General features: G+C 63.3%; 12 protein-coding genes. All 12 read right to left on the bottom strand.

What is annotated here, in order from left to right; all coding sequences use genetic code 11:
• Positions 1-177: 177 nt before the first annotated feature.
• Positions 178-1,779 carry a cell division protein FtsZ gene (gene ftsZ, locus ACR1XV_RS11235; protein WP_480531279.1) on the bottom strand — a complete coding sequence of 534 codons (1,602 nt, stop codon included), beginning with the start codon at positions 1,777-1,779 and terminating at the stop codon, positions 178-180.
• Between the two features lie 388 nt (positions 1,780-2,167).
• Positions 2,168-3,502 (bottom strand): cell division protein FtsA, encoded by a 1,335-nt coding sequence (gene ftsA, locus ACR1XV_RS11230; protein ID WP_480531467.1) that lies wholly within the window; start codon positions 3,500-3,502, stop codon positions 2,168-2,170.
• A gap of 8 nt (positions 3,503-3,510) precedes the next feature.
• Positions 3,511-4,515: a cell division protein FtsQ/DivIB gene (locus ACR1XV_RS11225; protein ID WP_480531278.1), complete on the bottom strand. Its 1,005-nt coding sequence runs from the start codon at positions 4,513-4,515 to the stop codon at positions 3,511-3,513.
• Positions 4,503-5,420, bottom strand: coding sequence for a D-alanine--D-alanine ligase (locus ACR1XV_RS11220; RefSeq protein ID WP_480531276.1), 918 nt, complete (start codon positions 5,418-5,420; stop codon positions 4,503-4,505). The genes ACR1XV_RS11225 and ACR1XV_RS11220 overlap by 13 nt, the downstream gene beginning before the upstream one ends.
• 109 nt (positions 5,421-5,529) lie before the next feature.
• Positions 5,530-6,456 (bottom strand): UDP-N-acetylmuramate dehydrogenase, encoded by a 927-nt coding sequence (gene murB / locus ACR1XV_RS11215; RefSeq protein ID WP_480531274.1) that lies wholly within the window; start codon positions 6,454-6,456, stop codon positions 5,530-5,532.
• On the bottom strand, positions 6,453-6,746 hold the full coding sequence (locus ACR1XV_RS11210) for a hypothetical protein (RefSeq protein WP_480531272.1): 294 nt from the start codon (positions 6,744-6,746) through the stop codon (positions 6,453-6,455). Before ACR1XV_RS11210 ends, murB begins: the two co-directional genes overlap by 4 nt.
• A 22-nt stretch (positions 6,747-6,768) precedes the next feature.
• A complete protein-coding gene (locus tag ACR1XV_RS11205) occupies positions 6,769-7,035 on the bottom strand; it encodes a DUF2484 family protein (protein ID WP_480531270.1) in 267 nt (88 codons plus the stop codon).
• A complete protein-coding gene (locus ACR1XV_RS11200) occupies positions 7,032-7,280 on the bottom strand; it encodes a DUF2484 family protein (RefSeq protein WP_480531268.1) in 249 nt (82 codons plus the stop codon). The genes ACR1XV_RS11205 and ACR1XV_RS11200 overlap by 4 nt, the downstream gene beginning before the upstream one ends.
• Before the next feature lie 4 nt (positions 7,281-7,284).
• Positions 7,285-8,691: a UDP-N-acetylmuramate--L-alanine ligase gene (murC, locus tag ACR1XV_RS11195; RefSeq protein ID WP_480531267.1), complete on the bottom strand. Its 1,407-nt coding sequence runs from the start codon at positions 8,689-8,691 to the stop codon at positions 7,285-7,287.
• Entirely contained in the window at positions 8,688-9,779 is a 1,092-nt protein-coding gene (locus ACR1XV_RS11190; RefSeq protein ID WP_480531265.1) for a UDP-N-acetylglucosamine--N-acetylmuramyl-(pentapeptide) pyrophosphoryl-undecaprenol N-acetylglucosamine transferase, read from the bottom strand. Before ACR1XV_RS11190 ends, murC begins: the two co-directional genes overlap by 4 nt.
• Positions 9,779-10,942 carry a putative lipid II flippase FtsW gene (gene ftsW / locus ACR1XV_RS11185; protein WP_480531263.1) on the bottom strand — a complete coding sequence of 388 codons (1,164 nt, stop codon included), beginning with the start codon at positions 10,940-10,942 and terminating at the stop codon, positions 9,779-9,781. Before ftsW ends, ACR1XV_RS11190 begins: the two co-directional genes overlap by 1 nt.
• 230 nt (positions 10,943-11,172) lie before the next feature.
• Entirely contained in the window at positions 11,173-12,219 is a 1,047-nt protein-coding gene (locus ACR1XV_RS11180; protein WP_480531261.1) for a Hint domain-containing protein, read from the bottom strand.
• Positions 12,220-12,374 lie beyond the last annotated feature (155 nt).

The following is a 12,374-nucleotide window of genomic DNA, read 5'->3' as shown; positions in this document are numbered from 1 at the left end:
CTGTGTTGGCCATTCAACTAAGGAACCGAGCCATCAGGCTCAACTCACTCTTTGCAACCGATTGAAACATGAATGTGACAGATCGGCAAAACCCTGCTTAGCCACTGTCAACAGCTTGATATTCAAAAAGAAAGGGCCGCCAGATGGCGACCCTTTGCAGTGATTTTGTGACCGCGATCAGTTGGCCTGACGGCGCAGGAAGGCCGGAATTTCGATGCGATCCTGATCCGGATCGCCTTCGTCCTGTGCAGGTGCCGTAGCGTCAGTTGCGCGCATCGCGGGCTGCTGGCGCACCGGCTGGGCCGGGGTATCGGCGGCGTGGCCGGTCATCCGGTCGATCAGCCGGTTGAAGCCGAACCGGGGGCGATCCTCGGCGGCGTGCTGCGGCTGAGGGGCCGGTTCACGCGGGGCCTCGGCGGTCGGGCGCAGGCGGCTGGCGGGCACCTTCTGTACCGCGGCCTGCAGCCGCTGCATCGCCTCGGGCGACGGTGTGCCGGGGGTCGGGGCACGCGGGGCAACATAAGCGTCGGCCGGTTCTTCGGCTTCGGGCTGGGGTTCGAACTGCGCCACCTGTGGCTGATAGGCGGGCGGCGGCAGGCCGTCATCGTCCTGCGCGGCGGGCTCTTCGTGCCAGCCTTCGTTCAGCTCGACATCCTCGATCGATTCAAACAGCGTGGGGGCGATGTTTGTGTCATCCGCGGCGGGGGTCTCATCCGCGGCGACCTGTTCTGGGGCGGGTTCTTCCGCAGTAACCGTGCGAGTCAGCGGGGCCGACATGGAACGGCGGGCAACCGGCACATCCTCGGACTTTTCGCTGGCGTCGATGCCGGTGGCGACGACCGAAACGCGCATACCGCCTTCCATCGCCGTGTCCAGGGTAGAGCCGACGATGATGTTGGCCTCGGGGTCCACTTCCTCGCGGATGCGGTTGGCAGCCTCGTCCAGCTCGAACAGGGTCAGGTCGTCCGATCCGGTGATGTTGATCAGCACGCCCTTGGCACCCTTGAGGCTGATTTCGTCCAGCAGCGGGTTGGCAATCGCCTTCTCGGCGGCCTGAATGGCGCGGTCTTCGCCGGTCGCCTCACCGGTGCCCATCATCGCCTTGCCCATCTCGTCCATCACGGCGCGAACGTCCGCAAAGTCGAGGTTGATCAGGCCCGGGCGCACCATCAGGTCAGTCACGCCTTTGACGCCCTGATAGAGGACATCGTCAGCCATCGAGAACGCCTCGGTAAAGGTGGTCTTTTCGTTGGCCAGACGGAACAGGTTCTGGTTCGGGATGATGATCAGCGTGTCGACGACCTTTTGCAGCGATTCAACGCCGTCCTCGGCCTGACGCATCCGCTTGGCACCTTCGAACTGGAAGGGTTTGGTGACCACGCCCACGGTCAGCACGCCCAGTTCACGCGCGGCCTGCGCGATGATCGGAGCCGCCCCGGTGCCGGTGCCCCCGCCCATACCGGCGGTGATAAAGCACATATGCGCGCCCGCCAGATGATCCACGATCTGTTCGATGCTTTCTTCGGCAGCCGCAGCACCCACGGCGGGCCGTGCACCTGCGCCCAGCCCTTCGGTGACCTTGACGCCCAGCTGCACCCGCGCCGACGAGCGGCTTTGCTGCAGCGCCTGCGCGTCGGTGTTGGCGACGACAAATTCCACGCCATCCAGCTGTTTTTCGATCATGTTGTCGACCGCGTTGCCGCCTGCCCCACCAACGCCAAATACCGTGATCCGAGGCTTAAGTTCGTCGTGCCCGGGCATCGAAAGATTCAATGTCATGCTCTGTCCGCCTGTTTTATATGTTGCCGCAAAATGCGGTTTTTTCTGACCTATCCACAGATGATTTTACTGTGTCATTTCGGAAACGTCACCAGAAAAATCGCAAGAATCCACAAAATATGGAGGAAATAAGGCATCAGACAGCCGCATTTCGCTGTGACCGCCATATGTTGCGGCAAGAGCTTCATGTTGCACTACACACCGAGAAACCCCACCCGCGCGAACGGGGGTGCGAAAACCGGTTGATCACTTGTTCTGGTCGCGGAAAACTGCTCGATGTCCTGCCGCTGGGCCTCTGCCGGGCCTTGTGGATATCTTGCGGGATTCCGGCGCGCGCTGCAACCGGTTTCTTTAGCCCATCCGGGGGTTTGGGCGATTCAGCGCGGCTTTACCAATTGTCACGGAACCAGCGCACGGCGCGTTTGAACGGGCGCGCGGCGTAGGTGTCGACGGGGATTTCGAAATCCCACCATTCGTCCTGCGGATGCGCGGCAAACAGGCTGAGGCCCACAGCCGACGAGAACCCCGGCCCCGTCGCCGATTGCGGCAGGCCATGGACGCGCAGCGGACGGCCAAGGCGGACGCGCTGGCCGAGGATACGGCTGGCCAGCCCGTCGAGGCCCATGATCTGGCTGCCGCCGCCGGTCAGCACGATCTGCTGGCTCGGCAGATGGTCAAAGCCTGCAGCGTCGAGACGGGTGCGGACCTCTTCCAGAATTTCCTCGACGCGCGGGCGCATGATGCCAATCAGCTCGGCGCGGCTGACGGTGCGGCGGTCGTGTTCCCAATCGCCGGTATCGCCGCCGATATCGATCATGTCGCGGTCATCGGCCCCGGTGGCGTGGACGCCGCCGTTGAAGGTCTTGATACGTTCAGCCACCGCAGCGGGCACGCCGAGACCCATGGAGATATCGCTGGTGACGTGATCGCCGCCCATGCGCACACAATCGGCATAGATCATGTGTTTCTTCATGAAAATCGACACGCTGGTGGTGCCGCCGCCCATGTCGATACAGGCCGCGCCCAGTTCCTGCTCATCCTCGACCAGCGCCGAGATGCCCGACACATAGGCCGAGTTCGCAATCCCCGCCAGTTCCAGATCGCAGCGTTTGATGCAGCGCACGATGTTCTGGATCGCCACCGCGTCGACCGTCAGCATGTGCATGTCCACCGCAAGGCTTTGCCCCAGCTGACCGCGCGGATCAATCAGGCCCGAGCGGTTGTCCAGCGCGAAATTCACCGGCTGGGCGTGCAGAACCTCGCGCCCTTCGCCATAATCCGGCACGTCGCAGGCGTTCAGGACACGACCGACCTCGGCCTCGGTGACCAGTTGGCCCTCCAGATCGACCTGCGCGTCCAGACCATACGAGCGTGGGTTCGCGCCCGAGAAGCTGGCAATCACGTGGTCGACGCGGATATCGGCCATCTTCTGCGCCGCCTGCAACGCTGTGCGGATGGCGCGTTCGGTTTCCTGCATGGCGGTGACTTCGCCGAACTGCACCCCGCGCGACCGGGTGGTGGCCGCGCCGATCACTCGGAAACCCGTCTGACCTGCCATGGAGCCGATCGAGTTATCCTCGGACAGCCGCCCTGTGCCGTCGAACCGCAGCACCAGGCAGGCGATTTTGGAACTGCCCACGTCCAGAATGGCGACAACGCCGCGTTGCATTGCCTGCCGGCGCATCTGCCGCATGGCCCGTTGGGACTGATAAAGATCGGTCATCATGGTCGTTACTGCCCGCTACTCACATCTACTTTTGTGTTCCACCAGTCTTCGCTGGCTGTTTTGTTCATTCGAATGGTTGGCCGCTGTCCGAGGCGCATATCCACCGCCACCACGTCGCGTTCCAGAAGGTCCTGCACCTCGTTCACCGCCAGCACGCGCTCCAAGGCGCGCGCGGGGCGGTCGGTGGGCAGCATGATGCGCTGGTTGCGATCCAGCACCAGATCCCAGCGGCGTTCGCCCACACGCACCAGACCGCGCACCCGCTCGCCCAGACTGCGCGCGGTGGTCAGGATCTGCAGCGCTTCGGGGACGTGTTTGTCGGCACCCTTGCCTGCGATCAGCGGCAGGGTGGCGTGATCGGCGCGCGCGGCGATGTGGTCGACATGGGCCCCGGTTTCGTCCAGCAACTCGATCCCGTCGCGGGTGCGCCAGACGATCACCGGCTGGCGTTCGACCACGTCCACTTGCAGGATACCGCCGGGACGGATGCGCACGGTGGCCGATTTCACCGGGTCCAGCCCGGTGATGGTGTCGCGGATCTGCTCGACATCCAGATCCCAGGAACTGAGCGGAAAGTCGAGCGGCACAACCTCGCGGATATCTTCCGACAGCGCGGTCCCTGCCCCGTCGATGGCCATCAGGTTGACCATGAATTCGGGGCGTTCCTGAATCGAGGTTTTGATGTCGGCGATATAGGTGCTGACGGCCTCGCGCCGGTCTTCCGAGGCGAAATAGCCGCCCACCGCAGCGACCACGGCCAGCACCGGCAGGCCGATCTTCAGCCCGCGCCGGATGCCGGGGGTGAGCATCCAGCGCTGAAAACGGTAGCTGAGGCGCGACGGCGCGGGGTCAGACGCCTGCGCGCGGCCAAACAGGCGCGCACCGCGCAGGCGCAGTTTGGGTTCAGGTTTGGGATCAGGCCGAGGGGCCGCGGCAAAATCCGCGTCTGGCCCGGCAAGGGCCTTCGTCCGGTGGATCACCGGTGCGCGGGTGGCGGTCAGCGGTCGCATGAGGCGTCCTCCACCATCCAGGCGCAAAGCTGGCCGAATGTCATGCCGCAAAGTTCGGCCTGTTCGGGCACCAGCGAGGTCGGGGTCATGCCCGGCTGCGTGTTGGTTTCCAGCAGGAACAGCCCATCCGCGCCGAGGCTGTCATCCCAGCGGTAATCGGTGCGGGTCACGCCGCGGCAGCCCAGAGCGTTGTGGGCCTTGACTGCATAGTCCATGCAGCGGTCGAAGATATCCTGTGGAATGTCGGCGGGCAGCACGTGCCACGATCCGCCGGGTTTGTATTTGGCGTCGTAGTCGTACCAGCCGCCATCGGTCATGATCTCGGTCACCGTCAGGGGGCGGTCGCCCATGACGGTCACGGTCAGTTCGCGGCCTGCGACGTATTTTTCGACCATGATATGCTCGGGCATATCATCGGACAGTTGCGGCGGGCCGTTCGCGCCTTCGTGGACGATGTAAATGCCGACGCTGGAGCCTTCGTTGTTGGGCTTGGCGACGTAGGGCGGTTCCATCACGTGCACCTCGATCACCTCGACCTTGGGCACGATGACGCTGGGCACAATCGGCAGGCCCTCGGTCTGGTAGATTTCCTTGCTGCGCTGTTTGTCCATCGCCAAGGCCGAGGCCAGCACGCCGGAATGCGTATAAGGAATGCGCATCCATTCCAGCAGGCCCTGCACACAGCCATCCTCACCCCAGCGGCCATGCAGGGCGTTGAAGACCACATCCGGTTTGATGTCCAAAAGGCGCGCATAGAGGTCGGGACCTGCGTCCAGCTCGACCACTTCAAAGCCTTCTCCCACAAGGGCGGCTGCGCATTCGCGCCCGCTGCTGAGTGACACCTCGCGTTCAGCCGAGGGGCCGCCCATCAATACCGCCACTTTGGGGTTTGTCCTGCTCGACATACCCAATGTGCGCCTCAATGTCCCCGGACCTTATGTGGTGGTCCGTACTGCGTTTATGCCTTTGATCCGTCGCCTGAATTTGCCTGATTATGGTCTGACGGCTGGGGCTTTATTCTGTCAGCGGATCACCGACCCGCATGATTTCCCACTCTAGCGTGATGCCGCTTGTTTCGTAAACCTTTTTTCGCACCTCTTCGCCCAGACCTTCGAGGTCTGCGGCGGTGGCGTCACCGGTGTTGATCAGGAAATTCGAGTGCTTGGGGCTCATCTGCGCGCCGCCAAGCGTGGCACCGCGCATTCCGGCGTCGTCGATCACCTTCCACGCCTTGAGGTCATGGACATCGTCGGCCTTTCCGGTCGAGGAGAACCCGGCGGGGTTGCGGAAGGTCGAACCGGCGCTGCGGTCTTTGGTGGGTTGGGTTTCGTCGCGTTTCTTAAGTTGCGCTTCCATGCGGGCGTGCAGCTCTTGCGCATCGCCCAAGGGGCCTTTGAACGTGGCCGAGATCAGCACCGCGCCTTCTGGCAGGTCGGACTGGCGGTAGCGGAAATTCAGGTCCTGTGGGGTCAGGTCCACGACCTCTCCGGCCCGGGTGACGACGGTGGCCTTTTGCAGTACATCCGCCGTGTAGCTGCCGTAACAGCCTGCGTTCATGCGCACCGCGCCGCCTATAGAGCCGGGGATCGTGCGCAGAAAGGTCAGGTCCACGCCCGCATCCGCCGCCTTGCGCGCCACATGCGCGTCCAGCGCCGCCGCCCCTGCGGTGACGGTATTGCCATCGACCGAGATATCGTTGAAGCCGCGCCCCAGCCGGATCACCACCGCCCGCAGACCACCATCACGCACGATGAGGTTCGAGCCGACGCCCATGGGGAAGACCGGGGTATCTGTGGGCAGGTCGCGCAGGAAATCCTGCAGGTCTTCGGTATCAGCCGGTTGGAACAGATAATCCGCAGCCCCCCCGACACGCAGCCATGTGAGGTCGTTGAGCGGACGCGCCTTGGTCAGGCGGCCCCGGACGGTGGGTACGTTGCTCATTCCTCGGCCCGTGCGGCCAGGCTGCGCCCGCCGACGCCGCCCATGATGGCAGCAAAGAGGAAGGGCAGAACCGCGCCGGTCAGCCAGACGAAGGGGCCGAAGGCCTGTTCTTCTTCGCCGGTTCCGACACCCGCCAGCATCACGATCAGCACCAGCGCGACGGCTGAGGACAGCCCGATCAGCCACAGCAGCCCTCGCAGCCCGATCCAGCGTCCGGCGACAAAGCCCGCAAGCGCCCCGAAAACGAGGGAGATCAAGGGCAGATAAGCGAAGGTTGCGATGTCGACCATGGGGGCCTCCTGAGACTGGCCGTTACTTTCTGGCCGCCTTCATGCCCTGCATTTTCGCCTTTGTCCAACGGGTCAGGTAAATCACTGGCCAGCGCAGCACGGACATGCCCATCGCCAGCACCAGCAGCCCGATCCACGGGCCGTTCTGATAGGTCACATAGCCCAGAATGGGGATGCCCACGGCAATCAGGATATAGGCGCGGGTCCAGTGGTTGTCCTTGCTGGGGATCATCGCCAGCACATTGGCCGCCAGCCCCCACAGACCGGCCAGAGCAATCGACCAGTTCATTCCGGCACCTCTTTTCCCGTCCATTTGCGCCAGTAATAGCGGATCGGGTTGCGAAACATCGAGGCGAACCCGGCGAAGGCCAGCAACCCGGCAAACCAGCCATAGTCATAGCCCAGAAACACGATCAGCGCGGGCGCGCTGACAAACAGCACGATCCCCGGCGGGAATTGCAGGCGCATCGGCAGCATCGCCACGATGGTCGAGGCCAGCACCCAGAGGCAGGCCAGTATGAGCGACACCGACACGGGACTAGCTGGCCTTTGCCATCAGCCGGTCGGGCAGATCATTGGCCATGGCGCTGATCGAACCGGCCCCGAGGCAGACGACCATATCCCCCGGACGGGCCTGTTCGCGCACAAGGCGCACAAGGTCGTCATCGCCGAGGATCGCACGTGCGTGGCGATGGCCGTGGCGGATCAGCCCCTCGACCAGATCATCGCGCGAGGCGCCTTCGACCGGGTCTTCTCCGGCGGCGAAGACATCGGTGATGGCGACCACATCGGCGTCGTTGAAACAGGTGCAGAAATCATCGAACAGATCCGACAGGCGGGTATAGCGGTGCGGTTGGTGGACGGCGATGACCCGGCCCTCGGTCGCTTGGCGGGCGGCTTTCAGAACGGCGGCGATTTCAACCGGGTGGTGGCCGTAATCGTCGATGATGGTGACGCCGTTCACTTCACCGACCTTGGTAAAGCGGCGGTTGACGCCGCCAAAATTGGCCAGCGCGTCGCGGATTTCCGACAGTTTCATGCCCAGATGGCGCGCCACCGCCACCGCCGACAGCGCGTTCGAGACGTTGTGGTCGCCGGGCATCGGCAGGGTGCAACCCTCGATTACCTTATCTTCGTATTGCAGGTGGATGTCAAAATGAGCAACCCCGCCCTTGTAGGTCAGGTTCTCGGCCCGCACATCGGCCTGCGCGTTGAAGCCATAGGTGCGCACGCGGCGGTCGGTGATGCGGCCGACCAGCGCCTGAACCTCGGCATGGTCGGTGCAGCAGACGGCGAGGCCGTAGAAGGGCAGGTTCGACAGGAATTCGTGGAAGCCGTCGCGCAGCTGATCGAAATCGCCCCAATGCTCCATATGCTCGGGGTCGATATTGGTGACAATGGCGATTGTGGCGGGCAGGCGGTTGAAGGAACCGTCGGATTCGTCCGCCTCAACCACCATCCATTCGCCCTGCCCCATGCGCGCGTTTGAGCCATAGGCGTGGATGATGCCGCCATTGATGACGGTGGGGTCGAAGTCTCCGGCCACCATCAGCTCGGCCATCATGGTGGTCGTGGTTGTCTTGCCGTGGGTTCCGGCAATCGCGATGTTCGAGCGCAGGCGCATCAGTTCGGCCAGCATGTCGGCGCGGCGGACAACCGGCAGGCCTTGCGCACGCGCCTGATCCAGTTCCGGGTTGCCCGGTTTGATCGCGGTCGATGTGACAACAACGGCGGCGTTTTGCAGGTTCTCGGCACGCTGTCCTTCAAAAATCTCGGCCCCCAGCGCGGCCAGACGGTCAGTGATCTTTGACGCCTTCAAGTCCGAGCCCTGCACTTGATAGCCAAGATTCAAAAGCACCTCGGCAATGCCCGACATCCCGATCCCGCCGATGCCAACAAAGTGGATCGGTCCAACGTCCTGCGGCAGTTTGGTTGCTGGATTCATGAGGTCTCCTTCTGCGCCAGTTGTTCGACGAGGGCCACCAGACGCTCGGTCGCGTCCGGGGCCCCGACCGATAGCGCGGCATGGGCCATTTTCTGTGCGGCTTCGGGGTTGGTGAGAACCGTGGTGATTTGCTGCGTCAGCGCAGAAACGTCAAGCGCATTTTCGGGGATCATGATCGCCCCGCCCGCCTGCACCAGCCCGCGCGCATTGGCAGTCTGGTGGTCGCCTGCGGCAGTGGCCAGCGGGATCAGGATTGAGGGCCGTCCAATCACCGAGATATCGGCGATGCTGGACGCGCCCGAGCGGCTGATGACAAGCTGCGCGTCGGACATGCGACGGGGGACATCATCGAAGAAGGGCTGCACATCGGCCTGAATGCCGTGGTCGGCGTAGAAGGCCTTGACCCGCTCGCCATCCTCATCGCGGGCCTGATGTGAGACGCGGACGAAGCCGCGCAGGTATTCGGGCAGGGCCGCGAGCGCGCCGGGCACTACGTCGCTGAGGATGCGCGCGCCTTGGCTGCCGCCCATTACAAGGACAGACATCGGGTAATCGCCGGGCGGGATATAGGGCGCTGCGGCGCGGTCCAGCACGGCGGCGCGGACCGGGTTGCCGGTGTGGACGCCCTTGGCCCCGTCGGGCAGGTCGGTGGGCCAGACGCCGCAGGCGACTTGAGCCACGCGGGTGGCGAAGATCTGGTTCACGCGGCCCAGAACGCCATTTTGCTCATGGATCATGCGCGGGAGTTTTAACAGCGTTGCTGCACCCAGCGCCGGGATCGAGGGGTAGCCGCCAAAGCCCACCACCACGTCCGGCTTGTCGCGCATCATCTGCGCGGCCATGCCGGTGACACCTGTGGCGATCTTGGGGCCGACCAACAGTTTGGCGGCCAGACCGCCACGGGCGAAGGTGGCCGAGGAGGCCTCGACGATTTCGACGCCGTCAGGGAAGGCTCCGGTATAACGCGCGCCGCGCGGGTCGGTGGACAGGCGCACGCGCCAGCCTTTGTGCAGCATCGCCTCGGCCAACGCCTGCGCGGGGAACATATGGCCCCCGGTGCCACCCGCCGCGATCAGAAGATACGGCATCAGCCTCGTCCACGCAGAATGTCGCCCAGTTCGCCTTGCGGGCGCGAGCGGGTGAAGGCCAGCAACATGCCAACCGCGATGCCGCCTGCGATCAGGGACGAGCCGCCATAGCTGACGAAGGGCAGTGTCATGCCCTTGGCCGGTAGCAGCCGCACGGCGACGCCCATGTTGATCATCGCCTGAACGCCGAACATACAGGCCAGACCGGTGCCGGCCAGACGGATGAACATATCGCGTTCGCGCATCAGCCGCAGCAGCGAGCGCACCACGATCAGCGAATAAAGCGCGATGATGATGAGGACGAGGATCAGGCCGTATTCTTCGGCCGCAACAGCAATGATGAAATCCGTATGCGCATCGGGCAGCGACCATTTCACCTGCCCTTCGCCCACGCCAACGCCGAACAAGCCGCCCTCGCGGATGGCGTTGGTGGCGTAGCCAAGCTGCGTCGTGGGGTCGAGTTCCTGATTGAGGAAGCCGTCGATGCGGCGGGCAAAGTGCTCGGAATTGGAATAGGCGAACATACCGCCCAGAACCACGGCTCCGGCCATTCCGACCAGCAGCAGCATAGGTGCCCCAGCGACGAAATACATCACGCCCCAGCCAAACAGGATCAGGCAGGCTTGCCCGAAATCGGGCTGCATCACCAGCATCGCCACAATCGCCATGCACAGCGCAAAGGACCACAGCCGCCCCGGCGGGCCGTTGATTTCTTGCGACGCGGCCAGCAGCCAAGCGGCGACGACCACAAAGCCGGGTTTCAGAAACTCGGACGGTTGCAGCGAGGCAAAGCCCAGCGAATACCAGCGCACGGCACCTTTGCCGAAATCGGTGCCGAAGATGGGCAGGAAGGCCAGCGCCACAAAGGCCCCCAGAAAGCCCAGCACCGCCAGACGTCGCACCAAGGTCGGCGACATCATCGAAGTCAGCAGCATCGCCACCAGAGCCAGCCCGCCAAACAGCGCCTGCCGTTCGACATAGTGGAACGGATCGAACCCGTTGCGCCCGGCCAGCGGCGGCGAGGACGCCAGCCCCAGCAAAAGCCCAATGACAAACAGGATCAGAACGCAGGACATCGTCCAGCGATCAATCGTTCGCCACCACTTTGGTAGAATCGGTTCGCCGCGCTGGTCCTGGACCGCGCCATACACCATCTCAGTCATGAGATACCGCCACTATCTGCCTCGTTAACGTCCCGTTTTCGGGATCTGTTTGAGAGTCTACAGGTGTTTTTGCGTTCAGGCCAGTGGAATGACGGGGTTTGAACGATTTCTGGGCAGCGCTGATCCGATCGCGGGCAATCGCCTTGCTGGCCGCCGATTGCACGTGTGAAACGCGCAGATCAACTTCACCCTATAGGGGTTTGATTTCCCTCAGAATGCAGAGGCTTCATTCAGCCAAAAAGCGGCTTGCCGTTCTTCACATGACGCCGAACCAGCGTGCGAACCTGCCCGCCGCGATCCGGTGTCGGTCGCGCAAGTTGCGGTGCGTGGTCGTCCGAGGTGAGCTCGGGGAACAGCGCCTCGATCTCGGCGCGGGCGTCTGCGCCGACGCCTTTCAGGGCCTCGGGGCCGGTAAAAAGGCTCTCGGTCGGGGCGCCTTCGGCAAAGATCACCTCGTGCCGGTCGAACAGCATGTGGAAATAGGTGACGGCGTTCACATCGGCCTCTTCGGACACACCGGGCAGATCGAGCAGCTTATGCGCCGGAACAAGGACCTCTTGCGCCGAGAACATGCGCACGGCGATGGGCGAGCGCACCAGCATCCGGTGCTGCGGCGAGACACGCAGGTCATTGCGCGGCACCCCGTCACCCAGCGCGCCGCGGGCGATCCGGATCGGGCGCAGCCTGGGCTTGCCCTGCAGATCAATGCTGTCCAGGTCACGCGACCCGATCCAGCGGATCACTTGCGGCCCGTGATCAAGGGTCATCACCGCGTCCCCGACCGCCAGCGTTTCGACCGCGCGGGGACCATCGGGCGTTTCGATCCGGGTTCCGGCAACGAAACAGGGCACAGCGGTGTCGATATCAATGTCAGGCCCATTGTCGATGATATCGATGATCGTCAGCGTCGTGTTGAGCGGCGGGACGGAGCCTCCGAGAAAGGCCATGAAGAAGCCATCCTCGGAATCCACGCCGATCGAGTTGCCATCGCCATCGATGTCATAGTCAAACAGGCCGATCTGATAGGTATTCACGCCATCGGTGACTGAAACGGTGAAATCCCAATAGATGATCTCACCATCAAAAGTCTGGGTCGGGTCGTTGGCGGTTTCGTTCGAGACGCTGTCGCCGTCAAAGATCGTGCCATTTGCACCGTCTTCGATGGTGATCTGGCTGTAGGCGGAAATCTGGAAAGTCGACCCCGCGACATTCGACGAGGCCCCGGCATCAGACAGGGTGGAGTCGCTGCGGAACGCACCAAAGATTGTTGTCGGCATCGTGGGGAAACTCCACCAAAATTACAAAACACATGTGTATTACGCAAGAAACGTTAGGAAATGGCTAGGGGCAGCTTGTCTTTCGGTCAAGGGCACCGGCGGGTTTCGTCAGGCGCTGTGGCGCATCCGCACCCTATTGGGGGCCGCTGCCTCTT

The organism is Ruegeria sp. AD2(2025) (genome assembly GCF_056542385.1).
This window is presented reverse-complemented; position numbering and strand designations above follow the sequence as displayed.

Coding starts and splice junctions, on each gene's coding strand:
- murB (WP_480531274.1), bottom strand. CDS start 6,456: ATGAGCAACGTACCCACCGTCCGGGGCCGCCTGACCAAGGCGCGTCCG.
- ACR1XV_RS11180 (WP_480531261.1), bottom strand. CDS start 12,219: ATGCCGACAACAATCTTTGGTGCGTTCCGCAGCGACTCCACCCTGTCT.
- ACR1XV_RS11190 (WP_480531265.1), bottom strand. CDS start 9,779: ATGCCGTATCTTCTGATCGCGGCGGGTGGCACCGGGGGCCATATGTTC.
- ftsZ (WP_480531279.1), bottom strand. CDS start 1,779: ATGACATTGAATCTTTCGATGCCCGGGCACGACGAACTTAAGCCTCGG.
- murC (WP_480531267.1), bottom strand. CDS start 8,691: ATGAATCCAGCAACCAAACTGCCGCAGGACGTTGGACCGATCCACTTT.
- ftsW (WP_480531263.1), bottom strand. CDS start 10,942: ATGACTGAGATGGTGTATGGCGCGGTCCAGGACCAGCGCGGCGAACCG.
- ACR1XV_RS11205 (WP_480531270.1), bottom strand. CDS start 7,035: ATGAACTGGTCGATTGCTCTGGCCGGTCTGTGGGGGCTGGCGGCCAAT.
- ACR1XV_RS11220 (WP_480531276.1), bottom strand. CDS start 5,420: ATGTCGAGCAGGACAAACCCCAAAGTGGCGGTATTGATGGGCGGCCCC.
- ACR1XV_RS11210 (WP_480531272.1), bottom strand. CDS start 6,746: ATGGTCGACATCGCAACCTTCGCTTATCTGCCCTTGATCTCCCTCGTT.
- ftsA (WP_480531467.1), bottom strand. CDS start 3,502: ATGACCGATCTTTATCAGTCCCAACGGGCCATGCGGCAGATGCGCCGG.
- ACR1XV_RS11225 (WP_480531278.1), bottom strand. CDS start 4,515: ATGCGACCGCTGACCGCCACCCGCGCACCGGTGATCCACCGGACGAAG.